Annotated in this window: 19 protein-coding genes and 1 riboswitch; of the genes, 14 read left to right on the forward strand and 5 right to left on the reverse strand. The window is 60.1% G+C overall.

The genetic code is table 11. From position 1 onward, the window contains the following. Nucleotides 1–2: 2 nt before the first annotated feature. On the forward strand, nucleotides 3–1,403 hold the full coding sequence (locus AC13DE_RS17205) for a TRAP transporter large permease (protein WP_446297149.1): 1,401 nt from the start codon (nucleotides 3–5) through the stop codon (nucleotides 1,401–1,403). On the opposite strand, the gene AC13DE_RS17210 is transcribed toward AC13DE_RS17205, so the two are convergent. Then, the gene (locus AC13DE_RS17210; RefSeq protein WP_446312680.1) at nucleotides 1,389–2,489 is read right to left on the reverse strand and encodes an AI-2E family transporter; all 1,101 of its coding nucleotides are present in this window, start codon (nucleotides 2,487–2,489) and stop codon (nucleotides 1,389–1,391) included. The two genes, AC13DE_RS17205 and AC13DE_RS17210, sit on opposite strands and share 15 nt — an antisense overlap. Nucleotides 2,490–2,645: 156 nt before the next feature. On the opposite strand from AC13DE_RS17210, the gene AC13DE_RS17215 reads away from it, so the two are divergent. The 8 genes from AC13DE_RS17215 (at nucleotide 2,646) to AC13DE_RS17250 (ending at nucleotide 8,548) form a co-directional block, all read left to right on the forward strand. Further along, nucleotides 2,646–4,100 (forward strand): aldehyde dehydrogenase family protein, encoded by a 1,455-nt coding sequence (locus AC13DE_RS17215; RefSeq protein WP_446312679.1) that lies wholly within the window; start codon nucleotides 2,646–2,648, stop codon nucleotides 4,098–4,100. 31 nt (nucleotides 4,101–4,131) lie between these two features. Further along, nucleotides 4,132–4,337: riboswitch (cobalamin riboswitch) on the forward strand. Between the two features lie 132 nt (nucleotides 4,338–4,469). Then, entirely contained in the window at nucleotides 4,470–4,601 is a 132-nt protein-coding gene (locus AC13DE_RS17220; RefSeq protein ID WP_483048524.1) for a hypothetical protein, read from the forward strand. Then, entirely contained in the window at nucleotides 4,598–5,581 is a 984-nt protein-coding gene (locus tag AC13DE_RS17225; protein WP_483048525.1) for a FecCD family ABC transporter permease, read from the forward strand. The genes AC13DE_RS17220 and AC13DE_RS17225 overlap by 4 nt, the downstream gene beginning before the upstream one ends. Beyond that, entirely contained in the window at nucleotides 5,578–6,336 is a 759-nt protein-coding gene (locus AC13DE_RS17230) for an ABC transporter ATP-binding protein (protein WP_483048526.1), read from the forward strand. The genes AC13DE_RS17225 and AC13DE_RS17230 overlap by 4 nt, the downstream gene beginning before the upstream one ends. Further along, nucleotides 6,333–6,923, forward strand: a complete 591-nt coding sequence (locus AC13DE_RS17235) for a MotA/TolQ/ExbB proton channel family protein (RefSeq protein WP_483048527.1) — start codon at nucleotides 6,333–6,335, stop codon at nucleotides 6,921–6,923. Before AC13DE_RS17230 ends, AC13DE_RS17235 begins: the two co-directional genes overlap by 4 nt. Continuing rightward, complete coding sequence (locus tag AC13DE_RS17240) at nucleotides 6,923–7,300, forward strand: ExbD/TolR family protein (protein ID WP_483048528.1); 378 nt, start codon at nucleotides 6,923–6,925, stop codon at nucleotides 7,298–7,300. Before AC13DE_RS17235 ends, AC13DE_RS17240 begins: the two co-directional genes overlap by 1 nt. Before the next feature lie 4 nt (nucleotides 7,301–7,304). Further along, nucleotides 7,305–7,685 carry an ExbD/TolR family protein gene (locus AC13DE_RS17245; protein WP_483048529.1) on the forward strand — a complete coding sequence of 127 codons (381 nt, stop codon included), beginning with the start codon at nucleotides 7,305–7,307 and terminating at the stop codon, nucleotides 7,683–7,685. Further along, nucleotides 7,682–8,548: an energy transducer TonB family protein gene (locus AC13DE_RS17250; RefSeq protein WP_483048530.1), complete on the forward strand. Its 867-nt coding sequence runs from the start codon at nucleotides 7,682–7,684 to the stop codon at nucleotides 8,546–8,548. Before AC13DE_RS17245 ends, AC13DE_RS17250 begins: the two co-directional genes overlap by 4 nt. Nucleotides 8,549–8,569: 21 nt before the next feature. Here AC13DE_RS17250 and AC13DE_RS17255 read toward each other — a convergent pair whose 3' ends face one another. Beyond that, nucleotides 8,570–9,118, reverse strand: a complete 549-nt coding sequence (locus AC13DE_RS17255; RefSeq protein ID WP_483048531.1) for a peptidoglycan-binding domain-containing protein — start codon at nucleotides 9,116–9,118, stop codon at nucleotides 8,570–8,572. Nucleotides 9,119–9,304: 186 nt separating this feature from the next. Between AC13DE_RS17255 and AC13DE_RS17260 the strand changes: the two genes are divergently transcribed. Both AC13DE_RS17260 and AC13DE_RS17265 read left to right on the forward strand, forming a co-directional pair. Beyond that, a complete protein-coding gene (locus AC13DE_RS17260) occupies nucleotides 9,305–9,628 on the forward strand; it encodes a 2Fe-2S iron-sulfur cluster-binding protein (RefSeq protein WP_483048532.1) in 324 nt (107 codons plus the stop codon). After that, nucleotides 9,628–10,368, forward strand: coding sequence for an FG-GAP repeat domain-containing protein (locus AC13DE_RS17265; protein ID WP_483048533.1), 741 nt, complete (start codon nucleotides 9,628–9,630; stop codon nucleotides 10,366–10,368). The genes AC13DE_RS17260 and AC13DE_RS17265 overlap by 1 nt, the downstream gene beginning before the upstream one ends. Nucleotides 10,369–10,455: 87 nt before the next feature. On the opposite strand, the gene purD is transcribed toward AC13DE_RS17265, so the two are convergent. Next, nucleotides 10,456–11,721, reverse strand: coding sequence for a phosphoribosylamine--glycine ligase (gene purD / locus AC13DE_RS17270; protein WP_483048534.1), 1,266 nt, complete (start codon nucleotides 11,719–11,721; stop codon nucleotides 10,456–10,458). A 70-nt stretch (nucleotides 11,722–11,791) separates the two neighbouring features. On the opposite strand from purD, the gene xseA reads away from it, so the two are divergent. Next, on the forward strand, nucleotides 11,792–13,387 hold the full coding sequence (xseA, locus tag AC13DE_RS17275; RefSeq protein ID WP_483048535.1) for an exodeoxyribonuclease VII large subunit: 1,596 nt from the start codon (nucleotides 11,792–11,794) through the stop codon (nucleotides 13,385–13,387). A 45-nt stretch (nucleotides 13,388–13,432) separates the two neighbouring features. On the opposite strand, the gene AC13DE_RS17280 is transcribed toward xseA, so the two are convergent. After that, a complete protein-coding gene (locus tag AC13DE_RS17280; RefSeq protein WP_483048536.1) occupies nucleotides 13,433–13,831 on the reverse strand; it encodes a hypothetical protein in 399 nt (132 codons plus the stop codon). 58 nt (nucleotides 13,832–13,889) lie between these two features. Further along, a complete protein-coding gene (locus AC13DE_RS17285) occupies nucleotides 13,890–14,894 on the reverse strand; it encodes an alkane 1-monooxygenase (protein ID WP_483048537.1) in 1,005 nt (334 codons plus the stop codon). A gap of 173 nt (nucleotides 14,895–15,067) precedes the next feature. Between AC13DE_RS17285 and AC13DE_RS17290 the strand changes: the two genes are divergently transcribed. Beyond that, nucleotides 15,068–16,780, forward strand: coding sequence for an NAD(P)H-dependent oxidoreductase subunit E (locus AC13DE_RS17290; RefSeq protein WP_483048538.1), 1,713 nt, complete (start codon nucleotides 15,068–15,070; stop codon nucleotides 16,778–16,780). A 6-nt stretch (nucleotides 16,781–16,786) separates the two neighbouring features. Then, a complete protein-coding gene (locus AC13DE_RS17295) occupies nucleotides 16,787–17,230 on the forward strand; it encodes a YqfO family protein (protein WP_483048539.1) in 444 nt (147 codons plus the stop codon). The last annotated feature ends 5 nt before the right edge of the window (nucleotides 17,231–17,235 follow it).

A 17,235-nucleotide genomic window follows, 5' to 3' on the forward strand; every position in this document is an offset into this window, starting at 1 on the left:
TGATGGATCCTATTGAAATTGGCCTTTGGGTCTCGGCCGGCATGCTGCTGATGGTCGTTCTTGGAATGCGGGTGGCCTTTGCCGCGGCTATGGCGGGGCTTATTGGTCTGATCTGGATTTTCTGGGCCAAAAAAGGTATGCAGTGGTCAGAGCTGGACTGGGCGCTGACCGTCGCTATCAAGACCGCGGGGCAGGTGCCGCATTCGAAAGTGTCGAGCCAGACGCTAAGTTTGATTCCCACCTTTATTCTGATCGGGTTTCTGGCCTATTACGCGGGCCTTACACGGGCGTTGTTCGAGGCCGCCAAACGCTGGATCGCGTGGCTGCCTGGCGGTCTGGCCGTATCAACCGTTTTCGCTACCGCCGGTTTCGCGGCGGTATCTGGCGCTTCGGTTGCCACAGCGGCGGTCTTTGCGCGCATCGCGATCCCCGAAATGCTGGCGATTGGCTATAACAAGAAATTCGCGGCCGGGGTGGTGGCGGCGGGCGGAACCTTGGCCTCCTTGATTCCCCCATCCGCGATCTTGGTCATCTACGCGATCATCGTCGAACAGGATGTGGGCAAACTGTTGCTTGCAGGGTTCATTCCGGGTGCTTTCTCGGCGGTGGTCTATGCGATCTTGATCGTCGGCATCGCGACGATCTGGAAAAATGTAGGCCCCCCGGTCGGCGGTTTCACCTGGAAACAGCGTTTTGCGTCCTTGCCCGCGGCTCTGCCGATTTTCGCTGTGGTGATCATCATCATCTTCTTCGTATACAACCCTTTCGGCGACGCCTGGGGCACCCCGACCGAAGGCGGTGCAGTCGGGGCGTTCATCGTTTTTCTGATGGCGCTTTATCGTGGGATGCGTTGGCCCGAGTTGAAAGACGCGCTTCTTGAGACAGCCAAGCTGACCGTGATGATCTTCACGATCATCTGGGGCGTGTTGATCTATGTGCGTTTTCTGGGTTTTGCCGATCTGCCCGGGGCGTTTGCCGATTGGATATCGTCGCTGGATGCGTCGCCGATTCTGATACTTGTGTTCATTCTGTTGGCTTATGCCGTCCTTGGGATGTTCATGGATGCCATCGGCATGTTGCTGTTGACGCTACCGGTCGTTTATCCGGCGGTGATGGCGCTGAACGGCGGCGAATTTGTGTCTGCGGCCGACAGTGCATTCGGCATGTCAGGCCCGATGTGCGCGATCTGGTTCGGCATACTCGTCGTCAAGATGGCAGAGTTCTGTCTGATCACTCCTCCGATCGGTTTGAACTGCTTTGTCGTGGCCGGCGTACGACCCGACCTAAGCGTTCAGGACGTGTTCAAGGGCGTGGCACCGTTCTTTGTCGCGGACGCCGTCACCATCGCGTTGCTCGTGGCTTTCCCCGGTATCGTGCTTTGGCTGCCATCACTGGCTGGTTGATGCTTTCGGAGGCTGCCGCATATCATCGGGGGCGACCTGTTCAGCGGACAGGAAGTTCCCGATGGTCTGCAGCGGTTCAAAGTTTTCGCAGACCACCTTGAACACCACAAGAAACGGTACCGCAACCAAGGCCCCCGCGATGCCCCATAGCCACCCCCAGAACACCACCGTAAGAAACACTGCGACGGTGTTCATCTCCAACCGTCGGCCAATCAACCACGGCGTGATGATCTGCCCTTCGAGCGTTGTCAAAAACAGATACCCCAGCGGTGCCAGCATCGCGTAGCCCACGCTGTCGAAGGTCACCAACGAAAATCCCGCGACCAGTACCACCCCGGCGATACCGCCGATATAGGGCAGGAAGTTCAACATGAACGCGGCGATACCCCAGATATAAGCCGAAGGAAGGCCGAGCGCTGTCAGGTAGATCCCGACGACAGTGCCAAGTCCGGCATTGATTGTGGCGATCGTCAGCAGGTAACGCGAAACGCGCTTTTCAACGTCGTAAACTGTCTGAAGCGCACGCTTCTTGCCGGTGAGCGTCGGCATGGATTGAACCATCTTCAGATAAAACAGCTCTCCTGATCCCAAAAGGAAAAGCGCAAGGATCAAGATGACGGCCAACGATGCGCCGGCACTGCTGACGGTATCCATCGCGGTATCAAGCAGACCCGGCTGACGCACGATGACTTCTTGCGGGCCCTGCGCATCCTCTTGTGCCCCCAGTTTGTCGACCTCTTCGGAAGCAGAGCGCATGGTCTCGACCGCGTCACTGACCCCGCTAAGCTTTTCCTTTATTTCCTGCCCCATCTGGGGAATCTCATTGCTCCAGGACGCGACAGTTCCCGCAGACAGCAAGACGACCGCGAGGATCACCATTGCCGTTCCGAACACGAGCAGAAAGGCGGATACCGCGTAGGGGATACCAATACGGAACATCGCCCTGACAACAGGGCTAAGGGTGAGGGCGAGCAAAAAGCCTAATAATATCGGGAGAATAAGATCTTTGGCAAAATATGCGGTGACGAAAAGGGATATCAGGACCAACAGCTGAAGCGACCGCCGGATTGAGGCAATGTGTTCCAAGGCAAGCTCCGATGTTTGGTATTGGGACTACAACGCACGGCATCCGAAAAGGTTCACACGGATGTGAAAAACGTTTGGCACGCTTTCAAAACGGTCTCGCCGTGCCGCGGGAATTGTGTTGAGGTGCCGCAAGATTTTCTTATCGGAGTGTCCGCCATGCCTGTAATGCCTCTTGGTCTTGATCCATCGCTTTGCTTTATAAATGGCGATTGGGTACCTTCCACCGGTGGGGCGCATGCGGCTCTGATCAATCCATCCGATGGCAGCACCTTGTGTGATATCGCACGCGGTACAGACGAGGATATCGACCGGGCCGTCACAGCGGCATCCGAGGCTTTGCGCAGTGAGTGGGGTAAAGCGACCGCCGCCGAGCGTGGACGGGTTCTGGCCAAAATAGGTCACGGCATGTTGCAACACATCGACGAACTCGCGCAGCTTGAAGCGATGGATGTGGGCAAGCCGCTTAAACAGGCCCGCGCCGATGTTGTGGCGCTGGCGCGGTACATGGAATTTTATGCCGGGGCCTGCGACAAGGTGCATGGTGAAACGATACCATATCTGGATGGCTACACCGTTTATACCTTGCGCGAACCGCATGGTGTGACAGGGCATATCATCCCGTGGAATTATCCGATGCAGATCATTGGCCGTTCGGTCGGCGCGGCGCTGGCCATGGGCAATGCCGCCGTGCTGAAGCCAGCGGAAGAAGCCTGCCTGACCGCGCTTGCCTTTGCTGAAATCGCGCGCGCGGCGGGGTTGCCTCGGGGGGCGCTGAATGTGGTACCCGGGCTTGGGGCCGAAGCAGGTGCCGCGTTGACACGACATTCCGGGGTTAATCATGTGTCGTTCACAGGGTCGGTCGGGGTCGGCAAGCTTATACAGGAAACCACAGCCCGCAACGTGGTCCCTGTCACGCTCGAATTGGGGGGAAAAAGCCCGCAGTTGGTGTTTGATGATGCAGACATCGACGCGGCCCTGCCGTTTTTGGTAAATGCAGGGGTCCAGAATGCCGGTCAGACCTGTTCGGCTGCGTCGCGCATTTTGGTGCAACGCGGGGCGTATGATCGTGTTGTGGCGGAAATGGGTAAACGCTACGACGCCTTTCGTGTCGGCCCGGCGATGGATGACCTCGATGTGGGGCCGCTGATCTCGGCAAGACAGAAAGCCATCGTCGAAGGCTATCTGGCCCAGGGTGACGGGCTCGAGGTCGCAGGACGCGGCAAGATCGTCGCGAACGCCCCGTCCGGCGGTGCGTACGTCGCACCGGTTCTGTACGCGGGGGTTTGCCCCGATCATGTGTTGGCGCAAGAAGAAATCTTTGGTCCTGTGCAGGTGATCATTCCGTTCGAGACCGAGCAAGAAGCGTTGGAAATCGCGAATGGCACCCAATACGGCCTGGTCGCTGCGGTATGGTCGCAAAACGGCGGGCGTCAAATGCGATTGGCCAAACAACTGCGGGCAGGCCAGGTATTTTTGAACAATTACGGCGCGGGCGGCGGGGTCGAATTGCCATTCGGGGGGACCGGCCTATCTGGGCATGGGCGCGAAAAAGGCTTCGAGGCGCTCTACGGTTTTTCGACCCTCAAGACCATCGCAGCCTATCATATGTAAGAATCACCTTCACAAACCTGGCGACCCCTAGTAGCAACAAAGACACTTTGGTCCGGGCGGTACTGCCGTCCGGTTAAAAGGGAACGTGGTGAGGCACCGGCCAATGCCACGACTGCCCCCGCAACTGTGAGCGGCGAGCGATACCGGCATACGCCACTGTCACGCATCACGTGATGGGAAGGTCCGGTTCAGCATCGACCCGCAAGTCAGGAGACCTGCCGAAGTGTTCACCCTGCTGAGGGCGCGAGGGGCGCATCGGCTGCGGACACTCCGCTGTGGTGGCTTTACCGTCGGCGCGTGGGAAACCTTTGTCGGCCTTTTAGTTGCCAGGCAGCCCGAGGCGGTTGCGACACAAAGGGAGAATTTGTTTTGAAACACAGCTCGCATGGTCTGATCGTGATGCCGCCGCAGGTGGGGGACGGGGCCACAGGTCTGACCGGGTTATATAGTGGGCTGGACTTGGCCAAGACGCGGGTATCCATGCAGGGTGCGGCGTCATGAGCCGACTTGCCCTGACCTTGTGGGCCATCGTCGCGGCGCTTTTCACCGTTTCCCTGCTGATCGGCCCAGCCGAGGCGACCATCGGACACAGTCTGCGGGCACTGGTCGCGGGGGACGGGGGGCCGATGACGGTCGTCATGCGCGAGATCCGGCTGCCCCGTGCACTGCTGGCGGTACTTATCGGTGGATCGTTGGGGTTGGCAGGTGCGGCGATGCAAGGCTACCTGCGCAACCCGCTGGCTGACCCGGGGTTGATCGGAGTGTCGGGGTCAGCTGCCTTGGGCGCGGTGATTTCGATCCAGACCGGGCTTGCAGCCGCGTTTTTCCTTGCGCTGCCTCTGATGGCACTGGTCGGTGCCCTGACGGGGGTGTTGCTTGTGTTGCTGCTGGCGGGGCCTCGTGGATCGTCGCTGGCGCTTATTCTTGCTGGCATCGCAATTTCCGCATTTGCCGGGGCGCTGACATCGCTTGTGCTGAACCTGTCGCCGAACCCGTATGCAGCAAGCGAGATCGTTTTCTGGATGATGGGATCACTGGCTGACCGGTCCATGCTTCATGTCTGGATATCATTGCCGCTGATCGTGTTGGGGGCCGGTCTTCTGGCGACTTTGTCACGTGGACTGGACGCTTTGACATTGGGCGAAGATGCCGCCGAAGCCATGGGGATCAACCTGACCCGACTGCGCCTGTCGGTCATCCTGGGCACAGCTGCTGTGGTGGGCGCGTCCACTGCAGTGGCAGGGGCCATCGGCTTTGTCGGGCTGGTCATGCCACATCTTTTGCGCGGCTTCGTGCAGGCGCGTCCGGGCGCGTTGCTTTGGGCGTCCACACTGGGCGGGGCGGGGATGATCCTTGCCGCGGATATTTTGGTACGCGTGGTGATACCGGAGAGAGACCTCAAACTGGGCGTTGTCACGGCGCTGGTCGGGGCACCGCTGTTCCTGCATCTGATTTATCGCACGCGGAGGTCAGGGCTATGACGTTGCTATGTCTGAAGGGTTTCTCGGTACGCAGGGGTGGCAAATGTGTGCTGCGCGGTATCGATCTTTCCATAGAGGCCGGCGAAGTTGTAGGGCTGATCGGGCCAAACGGGGCAGGTAAAACCACGTTGATGCGCGCAGCGCTCGGCTTGATTCCTTCGGAAGGCTACAGTTCGCTGGCGGCCCTGCCGGCGCGGGAACGGGGCCGCAACGCCGCGTGGATGCCACAAGCAAGAGAGATCGCATGGCCGGTTCGCGTGGAAACGCTGATCCGGCTGGGGCGTACCCCCTATCTTGGGGCGGGGCAAAAACTGACCGATGCGGACCACCGCGCCGTCGACAGGGCGATCGGGCGGATGGACCTTGGCGATTATCGGCAACGTGTCGCAACACAGTTGTCGGGGGGGGAACAGGCCCGCGTACTGATTGCCCGCAGCCTGGCGCAGGAAGCTCCGTTGCTGATGGCCGATGAACCCACCGCCGGGTTGGATCCGGCCCACCAGATTGCCACGATGCAAAGCTTTGCTGCTTTGGCGACCGAGGGCAAGTCGGTTCTGGTATCGCTGCACGATCTTGGAATGGCAGCCCGTCACTGTACCCGTCTGGTGATCCTGGGCCAAGGCGGCATCGCGGCTGACGGACCCGCGCGTGCAGTCCTGACTCCCGATTTGATCAAGGCCGCCTTTGGGATCAGCGCCCATCTTGAAGACACGCCAAACGGCATAATCTTTCAACCGTTGGAGGTTTTGCAATGACCCCGCAAATGCTTGAGTTCCTGAATACGGGCGGGCCCGCCTTATGGGCAATTGCCGTCTTGTCCATATTGGTCATGGCGATCGTTCTTTGGAAGCTTTGGCGTCTGTCGCTGATGGGTGCCTGGTCGGCCGGGCAGGCGGAGAAGATGCTCGCGGCACGTGATTTCACCAACCCCAAAGGGCTGCGTTCGCGTTTCGCAGCCGAGGTTGCTACGGCGCGTCGCTTTCCAGAGGCGCTTGCGCGCGAAGAAGTGACGCGCCTGGCCCAGCGACACCTTGCGCAGATGCGCGGCGGTTTGCGCCCGCTGGAGCTGATCGTGACCATAGCCCCGCTGATCGGGCTTCTGGGCACTGTTCTGGGGATGATCGAAGCCTTCCAGGCGCTTGAAACCACCGGCGGTCAAGCCGACCCGTCGGTGCTGGCGGGCGGCATATGGGAGGCGCTCCTGACCACAGCCGCTGGCATGGCGGTGGCGATCCCTGCCGCCGTCGCGCTGAGCTGGTTCGAGGCCATTGCCGAGCGTGTGCAGCGCGATCTGGAGGATATCGCCACACGGATGTTCATTCAGCACGATGCAGCGGCCTGATGTTTGTCTTCGCCCCACAGCGGCGCAGCCGCAGGCCCAGCCTAACCCCGATGATCGATGTGGTATTCCTGCTGTTGGTGTTCTTCATGCTGGCGTCGCAATTTGGCCAGGATGCAGCAGTGCGCCTGTCGGGCGCAGGTGCGGGTGATGGCTATGCCGGGCCGCCACGCCTGGTTGATATTTCCGCGGACACCCTGGCGCTGAACGGCAGATTGGTCGCGTTGTCCGGCTTGGCCGAAGCACTGACGCCGTTGACGACCACGCGGGAAGATACGGTTGTGCTGCGCGCCGCAGACGGTGCGTCGGTCCAGCGTTTGCTTGACGTGGCGCAGGTCCTGGAACGCGCCGGTTTTGCCAGGCTGGTGGTGGTGGAGTAACCCGATGCGATTTTCCATGCCCCCCCGACGATCCGCATCCGAATCCGTGGTCCCGATGATCAATGTGGTATTTCTGCTGCTGATCTTCTTCATGATGTCGGCCACGATCATGCCTGCTCCGCCATTTGATGTAAGTTTGCCTGAAACGGACGCCCAAATCGCCGTCGCGGGCGAAATGGACATCTATGTTTCCGCAAGCGGAGAGGTCTCGTTCCAGGGCGCGTTGAACGATGCCGCTTGGGCAGTGCTTGCCGCTCAACCTGCCGTCAGCACCGTGACCCTGCGGGCTGACGCTGACCTTTCGGCGCAAAAACTGGCACGGGTGGTGTCCAGGTTGGCGCGGATCGGCCATACACAGATCGAAATAGCGATACGCGTGCCATGAAAAATGTCGTCGAGTTTCTTGCTTTTCTGGGGGCCGCCACCGCTTTGCATCTCTCTGTGGGGTATTGGGGGGCGGGTACCGACATGCCAGCCGGAGAGGCAGGCGATGCAACAGTGACGCTGACTGCGGCCTCCGCTTCGGTGCAGATGATGGTCGCGCAGTGGGACCGCCCGCCGGATCTGGTGCAGCGGGTGGTTGTTCCTGCACCTGGTGGCGATGATACGTCCGCGCCGTCGTTTACCCACGATGACACCTACCTACCCAATCCCCGCGCCGCTTTGCCGGTCTTGGAGCATCCCGCGCAGTCCTTGCCCCAGATTGACCACAGCGTACCACCCCCCCCGCAGCCCGAGCTGGCCAAGACCCGGCCGCGCTTGCGGCCTTTGCAGACGACCCCTCCGGCCAGCCAAGCGCAGCCGAGGATCGCCCCCAAAACCGCTCCACCCAAAACCACGGGACCCAAAACCGCGGCACACAAATCTTCGCAAGGTGCCAAACCTCAAAAAGCTGCCGGAGCCGGTGCCGGAGCGTCCAAGGAAAGATCCAGCACCGGCTCGGCTTCCCGGAAAAAACAAACCAGCAGCCCCAAACTAATGGCACAGTGGGGGGGCAAAATCCGCAGCAGTATCGAACGGCGCAAACGCTATCCCGCAGGGACGCGCGCCCGGGGAACGGTCACATTGTCCATCGCGGTTCATAATAGCGGCGCGGTGGCGGGGATCGCGGTGCAGCGTTCGTCCGGCGTGGCCCAAATCGATCGCGCCGCCGTTGCCGCGGTCAAGGCAGCCCGGCTTCCCGCTGCCCCCGCGGGGGTGACCGCAGGGCGGTATAACTTCACTCTCCCCATGAAATTCGCGCCGTAACTGTTCGCCAGAACCCAGTTTCTAGGAGGTGCGTTCGACGGCTATCAGGCCAAGCGCCCTGGCTGTGTCCAGCGCCAGTACGGGGCTGTCAGGCCCGCCCAAACCTATCTGGTAACGCCGCATGGCTCGACGTGTCGGGTCATCCAACGCCCCTGTTATGTCGCCATCATACGCCTCGCGCGCCTCCAGGGCGCGTTGCAGGGTCGAAATGAAGTCTGGCGTCCATTGATCGGGGCAGGGTGTCTCAAACCAGTTATCCTGCCTTGACCTCACGATTTCCTGGAGCGTTTCTGTTTTGTAAACAGGCAAGGTCTGTATTTCGCCGGTCGCGCTGATCTGCGCCGGCTTGACCTGTCGCTGTTTGGTCACGGTCTCGATCACGGCGGGCGATATCGTGCGGCCCCAGCAGGTGCCGGGTGGTGCGCCTGCCGGGCCCTGACTGGTCGCCTCGCGCACCCCCGGCTCGTCAGCCTGCACGGGTTCTTGAGGTTGGCCACAGCTCGACAGCGCGACCATGCTGATGATCAGCGCTGGCGCGGTGATTAGTCTTGCGTTTGATAAGAACTGCACGCCCCTGCCTTTGAAGGTCTGATAATTCCCCCCAAGCTAACGGCTTTTAAAAGCGATGCCTAGATCATTGACGGTCCGTGCAGGTGTTTTGCGACGTCCGGTGCGGATCATGGTCAAAAGGGACTGGCGAAGCCCTGGCGGGCTGGGTACACAGGGTCAAATTCTTTTGATCGGAAAGGGCACGTCATGGCCAAAATAACCTATGTAGAACACAATGGCACAGAACATGTTGTCGATGTCGCCAATGGCCTGACTGTCATGGAAGGCGCGCGCGACAATAACATACCGGGCATCGAAGCCGATTGCGGCGGGGCCTGTGCATGCTCGACCTGTCACGTATACATCGACCCCGACTGGGTCGAGAAAGTCCCCGCAAAAGACGACATGGAAGAGGATATGCTCGATTTCGCCTACGAGCCCGATCCCGAGCGTTCACGTCTGACCTGCCAGATCAAAGTCACCGACGCGCTGGACGGTTTGCGCGTACAGATGCCGGAAAAGCAGATATAATGCTGAGCCTGGCGCGGCTTGCGGCCGCCGCATCCTTGGCCGTTTCTGTATGGCCAAACGCAAGCGCGGCCGAAACCATCATCAGCGCACGCTACACGGATCCGACCACCCGCTATGATCATGGTATTCTCGGTGATGCCGTGGAATGGGGCGCTCTCGAGGTGACGCTCGATAACGCGACCACGCGCCGTTTCGTCCTACCCGAAACCCTGGTCTACGAAGATACGTCACCCCGACTTGCAGACCTCGACCAGGACGGCTCTCCCGAAGTCATCGTGGTGGAAACCAGCCTGACACGCGGGGCGCGTCTGGCAATCTATGGACCATCAGGACGGCTCGCCCGGACCGAACACATCGGCCGGAAAAATCGATGGCTGGCACCGATCGGAGCGGCCGACTTCACCGGCGATGGACGCCTCGAAGTCGCGATGGTCGTAACCCCGCACCTTGCGGGGCGGGTCGAACTGCTTGCCTATGACGGTACCGAGCTTGAAACAATCGCCACGACAAGCGGCTTTACCAATCACCGGATCGGGGACCGGCTAATCGCCGGCGGTATCCGCGATTGCGGCGACGGCCCGCAAATCCTTCTGGCTCAAATGCCTTGGCGTGACACAGGCGACAGCCCGATGGTGGCTCTCGGACTGCAAGACCGTATGCTTGTGCCGGTCCCTTTCTCGGTTCCGTTCACGGATGACAACGTGACCAAAGCACAAGCCTGTACTCTTGCCCCTGAATGACCGCGTACAGACCCTGCCGCAAGCGGGTTTAACTTCCAAATGGTCAAAAATCCTGGGGGTCCGGGGGCCAGCCCCCGGTAACCGCCTCTAAGACAACGCGCGCCAGCCGATATCGCGTCGGTAAAAGCCGCCGGGCCAATCAATTGCCTCGACCAGACGATACGCTTTGGCCTGTGCGTCGGCCAAACTGTCGCCCCGTACCGTGACATTCAACACTCGACCGCCCGCCGAAACGATCTGGCCGTCCTGTTCCGCGGTCCCGGCATGAAAGACCATGTGGCTGCTGTCTTCCGGCAGGCGGTCCAGGCCCGTGATCGGGCTGCCTTTCTCATAGGCTCCCGGATAGCCTCGTGCCGCCATCACCACGGTCACCGCATGATCCTCGGCCCAGTTCACCCGCATTTCCCCCAGACGCGATTCTGCCGCTGCGTGTAAAAGATCGAACGCCTGCGCACCCAGGCGCATCATCAGAACCTGGCATTCCGGGTCACCGAACCGCGCGTTGTATTCAACCAGTCGCGGCGCACCGTCCTTGATCATGAGCCCCGCATAGAGAACCCCTTGATATGGGGTGCCGCGTTTTGCCATTTCGGCCATGGTCGGGCGAATGATCTCGTCCAGCGCGCGCTCGGCGATCGCATCGGTCAGGACCGGGGCGGGGGAATACGCGCCCATCCCCCCTGTATTCGGTCCGGTGTCGCCGTCACCGACCCGCTTGTGGTCCTGGGCCGTGCCGATCGGCAACACGGTCGCACCGTCGCACAACACAAAAAACGAAGCTTCCTCGCCCTCCATGAATTCCTCGATCACCACCTCAGCCCCCGCTTGGCCGAAAGTGCCGTCGAACATGGTATCCACCGCTGCTGCGGCTTCGGCGTCGGTCTGCGCGATGATCACGCCTTTGCCCGCCGCAAGCCCGTCGGCCTTGATGACAATCGGTGCAGGGTGCTGCGCCAGATAGGCGTGCGCCGAAGCGGCATCGGTGAAATGGCCGTACGCTGCGGTCGGAGCTTTGGCCGCAGCGCAGATTTCCTTGGTAAATGCTTTTGACGCCTCAAGTGCAGCTGCTGCTTTGGACGGGCCAAACACAAGAATACCTGCGGCGCGCAAATCGTCGGCGACGCCGGCGGCCAGTGGCGCTTCTGGTCCGATGATTACAAAGTCGATGTTGTTTTCGTCAACGAATCCAACAACCTCTGGCCCGTCGTTGATATCGAGAGACGCGCAGTCCGCGATAGCGGCAATCCCGGCATTGCCCGGTGCCACGATAAGCTTGTCACATTTGGGGTTCTGCAATACTGCCCAAGCGAGACTGTGCTCGCGCCCGCCACTGCCCAGAATTAGGATGTTCATGGTCGCACTCCCTTGGCCTTGAATGCTATGCGTTCTAAGCTGGGACCAACAAAGAAACAAGGACACCCGGATGGATCTGATCGACGACCCCCGACAGGGCCAGAACAGCCCTGAATTCACCGTGACCGAGCTTTCGGGGGCGATCAAACGCGTAATTGAAGGGGAATTTGGCCACGTCAGGATTCGGGGCGAAGTCGGGCGTGTCAGCCGACCTCGGTCCGGGCACATATATCTTGACCTCAAGGATGACAGTTCCGTCATCTCAGGGGTGATCTGGAAAGGGGTGTCCGCACGGCTCGAAACCCAACCGGAAGAAGGGATGGAGGTGATCGCGACCGGACGCGTGACCACTTTTGGCGGCCAGTCAAAATACCAGATCGTGATCGAAGACATCAAACCAGCCGGGATGGGTGCCTTGATGGCGCTGCTGGAAAAACGCAAGGCTGCGCTGGCGGCTGAAGGCTTGTTCAAGCCTGAACGCAAGCGGCCGCTTCCGTACTTGCCGGATGTGATCGGCGTCGTGACCTCACCTTCGGGGGCGGTCATCCGCGATATCCTGCATCGGTTGCGCGACCGGTTTCCGCGCAAGGTGTTGATCTGGCCCGTGGCCGTACAGGGCGCGAAATGTGCCCCCGAGGTCGCGCGTGCCATCCAGGGTTTCAATGCACTCAGCCCGGGCGGTGCGCTTCCCAGGCCCGACCTGCTTATCGTGGCGCGGGGCGGCGGATCTGTCGAAGACCTTTGGGGTTTCAACGAGGAAATCGTCGCCCGTGCCGCTGCGGCATCCGACATTCCGCTGATTTCGGCTGTCGGGCATGAAACCGATACCACGCTGATCGATTACGTGTCGGACCGGCGGGCCCCGACACCCACCGCGGCCGCAGAGCTGGCCGTGCCGGTGCGGCATGAACTGGTTGCCTGGCTGGACGGGCAAGAGGCCCGCATGACCCACGCGCTGAGCCAAGGGCTGATCCGCCGTGACCAGCGGTTGCGTGACATGGGCCGGGCTTTGCCGCGCCCCGACACGTTGCTTGATGGGCCCCGGCAAAAGCTGGACATGCTTGGCGCTCGGTTGGGGCCTGCCCTGACTGCCGGAGTGCAAAAGCGCAATGTGCGATTGGCGAACATGTCGGGGGCCTTGCGTCCCGGTACGCTGCGCCGTGCCCTGCAATCTGAACAACGCAGGTTTTTGGCACTCGTCGGGCGTTTTCGTCCCGATGCCTTGGGGCTAGATCAAAGGCGCAAGCTGGAAGCCGCGACAGTGCGCTTTCGCCCCGAGGTGCTGCTACAGGATTACAAGCGTAAGCTGGATGCCTTGACGGTGCGGTTTCGACCGGAAGCACTGGTGCAGGACCAAATGCGCAAATCCCAGTTGTTTCAGGTTCTTGCGCGCCGTCTTTCAGAGGCGGGTCAACGCCAGACCCAAGGGTGGCGCAAACAGGTTGCCGGGCTGGAGCGACTGCATGAAACGCTCAGTTACAAATCGACGCTCGCACGGGGCTATGCCGTTGTACGGGGTGACGGCGATGTGGTGACGACGAAAAAGGCGGCTCAGGATGCCGCGTCACTTGAGATTGAATTCGCCGATGGAAGAATGCAGGTGGGCGGCAAACCCTCGCCACGCAAAGCCTCTGGCAACCCGCCCGAGCAGGGGACGCTTTTCTAACCGCGGCGAATCAACACTAACCGCGGAGAATTTTCGACAATAGCTTTAGACGCCGACTTTGGGGCCGAGACAGGTAAACTCTTTGTCGCTGTCCTGCGCTTCGTAAAGCTCTGTTGTGTCCAGATTGTTCTCGAACTTAGCGATCAACCCGCGTGCGCTTGCCGAGAAACTCCAGCATTGCGGGGCGGGGGTGTCGTCATAGGTAAAACAGATCAATCCGTTGTCTTCGTACCATGATCCCTGTTTGCATTCGCCATCCAGAAAAGACCATTCGACGCGTCGATTTTTCAGATAGCGTTCGGCCCCGTAGGTCTGACCGCTTTGAGCGTAAAACAACGTTTTGCCACGCGTGTAGTTGTCAAATTCTTCGGCGGTCATGACAGATTGGGCCGCAAGTGGCGCGGTAAGCAGCAATGTAAGCGAAAGGACGGCCAAGTGTTTCATGATACCAGCCTGCCAGAAAGCAGGGCGCTGATCCAGTGCAGATCAACCTGTGTCAGTGCTAGGATTGCCAACGTGCGACCCGCCGGTCCATGACCCGCCGCCAGACCGGGGGGACCAGCGCCAAAACCGCCATCACCGGCAGCGACCGTGGCAGGATCGGCATGGTTGCCGGTTCAATCCGAAGCGAGGGAAAGGCCCGGGCCGGGTGCATATGGTGGTCTGAATGGCGCGGCGCGTTAAGCATCATCGCCGACGAATACCATGCAGGGGCGTTCCAACTGTGTCGGGCACCGATCGGTTCCGGCCGACCGTCCGGGCGAACGTCGCGCCGAAGACCGTAATGCTGAACGTAGTCGGACAACAGCAACTGCATTTGTGCATAAAACGCTAGTGCCAGCAGCACCAGAATACCTTCCCACCCGGCAATCAGCCCGGCTGCGACCAGTGTCGCTGCGGAACCTGTGAGGTAATAGACATACGGGTGGGGCAGGTGCGACGGTTCTGCACGGCGGGCTCTTTGTTGCGTATCGGCACGTAGCCCGGCAAGAAACTCACCGCGCCAAGCGCGCGCCGCATAGCTGTAAAACCCTTCGCCCAATGGTGCCGAATTCGGGTCAGCATCAGTAGCGGCATGAACGTGATGGACGCGTAAGTGCGCCGACACATGATGGCCATACAACAGCGAACTGTACACTGCCGCCCCCAGCCGCCGGGGCCAACGCGATGCCGTATGTATAAGTTCGTGCGCGTTGGAGTTCGAAATCTGACCGAAGTACAAGCCAAGTCCTATGAAAACCACGACCTTGCCTGCGGTTGTCAAGGTATCGTCTACCCCCAGTGCCCAGATGCCCAAGGGTAACAAGCCAAAGTGCACTGCTGCCAACGTCAGGTTCAATCCGCGCCCCGTCGTGCCTGCGTCGGGCAGGCCGTGTGGGATACGGTCAACAACGAACACCAGTGCAGAGATCGACACCAAAGCCAAAAGGGGCCATGGCCCGCCAAACACGAAAGCCAGTGTCAAAAGAACCGCTGGCGTCAGGCTGGCCAAGGCATACCAGATCATCGAGACTTCTCCGTTATGAGATAGAAGTTTCTTATAGGTTAAATGTGGTCCGCAAAAGGGTGCAGGCGGTGATAGCCACCGCGTAAAGGGTAAGGAAAACGTCGTTTTCCGCCTGCGCGGCGGGACGCGATTTTGATAGCGTGACCGCAACGGGATTGCGAAGGGGCCGACAGATGGCATTGGATGATAACGATACTTCGGGCAGCGACCGTCCCCAAGCGGGCGTCTGGAAATCAGGCAAGGGCCGGGGGCGTGTTCATACCAAGGGGCGTCAACTGCAAGATCGCGCTTGGGAACAGGTCCGCGCGTTGCTGGGAGACAAGCCGCGGCGCGCCGATTTGCTGATAGAACATCTGCACCTGATCCAGGATGAATACGGCCATCTTTCGGCGGCACATCTGCGCGCACTCGCAGAAGAGATGCGGATGAGCATGGCCGAGGTATACGAGGTCGCGACGTTCTATGCGCATTTCGATGTGGTCAAGGAAGGCGAAGCGCCGCCTCCGGCCCTGACCATCCGCGTCTGCGATTCCCTTTCGTGCGAACTGGCTGGTGCGCAGGCGTTGAAAGCCGCGCTGGAAGATGGCTTGGACGCATCGAAGGTGCGTGTGGTGCGGGCACCGTGCATGGGGCGCTGCGACACGGCCCCCGCGCTTGAAATCGGGCACAATTTCGTCGACCACGCGACACCTGAAAAGGTTCACAAGGTGATCGCGGCAAGCGACACCCATGTGCACCTTCCCGATTATGAAACTTTCGCCGATTACGCAGGCCAGGGCGGGTATGAAACCCTGACAGAGCTGCGGAAAAATGGCGATTGGCAAGCGGTGCAGCAAAAGCTGCTGGATGCGGGATTGCGTGGCCTTGGCGGGGCGGGTTTCCCGTCTGGCAAGAAATGGGGTTTCGTGCGCGCCAATCCCGGACCACGTTATCTGGCGGTCAATGGCGACGAAGGCGAACCGGGCACGTTCAAGGATCGCTGTTACCTTGAACGCGACCCGCACATGTTTCTTGAGGGAATGCTGATCGCCGCATGGGCTATCGAGGCCGAAAAAATATTTTTATATATGCGCGATGAATACCCCCAGATTTTGGCGGTGCTGCGTCGGGAAATCGCGGAATTGGAAGCATCGGGGATTGTCGCGCCGGGTTATATCGACCTGCGGCGCGGGGCCGGGGCCTATATTTGTGGTGAAGAATCCGCGATGATCGAAAGTATCGAGGGCAAACGCGGGATGCCGCGCCACCGGCCCCCTTATGTGGCGCAGGTCGGGGTATTTGGTCGCCCGACGCTGGTGCACAACGTCGAGACCTTGCATTGGGTGACACGGGTATGTCGCGAGGGCCCGCAGGTACTGAACGGTACCGAGCGAAACGGCCGCAAAGGATTGCGTAGCTATTCAGTTTCGGGGCGTGTCGCAAAACCCGGTATGTATGTGTTGCCCGCCGGATCTACGATCACAGATGTGATTGATGCGGCCGGTGGCATGGCCGACGGCCAGGTGTTCAAAGCCTATCAGCCGGGGGGGCCTTCGTCAGGCTTGCTACCGGCGTCGATGTCGGACGTCGTTCTGGATTTTGATACGTTGCAGCCGCATGGATCGTTTATCGGGTCGGCGGCTGTGGTGATCTTGTCCGAGCAAGACAGCGCCAAGGCTGCCGCGTTGAATATGCTGCGCTTTTTTGAAGACGAAAGCTGCGGCCAATGTACGCCGTGCCGGGTGGGCTGTGAGAAGGCCGTGAAGCTGATGCAGGCTGATAAATGGGACCAACCTTTACTGGAAGAGCTTTCAACCGTGATGGTCGACGCGTCAATCTGTGGGCTGGGGCAGGCTGCCCCGAACCCGATCCGGCTGGTGATGAAACATTTCCCGGACGAGGTATAATACCTAATGACACTGCCACGCCTTACCAACCCACGGTTTCAGACCGAACAGGGGTTCCGGGTAACCGTTCAGGTCCCAGAACTCCACTCGCAAAAGATCATTGATGCCGTGCTGGCTGTCGCGAATTTAAAGTACGGGGATTATGACCGCGTCACGTTCAGCACCGTTTCAGGATCGCAGCAGTTCAGGTCCCTTGGTAGCGGTCGCAATGCGGCGACCGACGACGTGATGGCTGTCCCTTGCGTTGAGGTGTCGTTCTTTCTGCCAGATGATGAGGCCGATACCATCAAGGTTCTCACACAGGTATACGCGGCGCATCCTTATGAAGAACCAGTAGTTTTCGTTGCTCCGTGCCTCCGTTGCCTACATGTACGGGGAACAGACGAAGACAACCCCAACAGGTTCTGGAACAGCGACCCCGAGGACTGGGTGCCGCACGAACATCGCTAGTTGAT

It is taken from the genome of Sulfitobacter sp. L-8 (assembly GCF_056859255.1).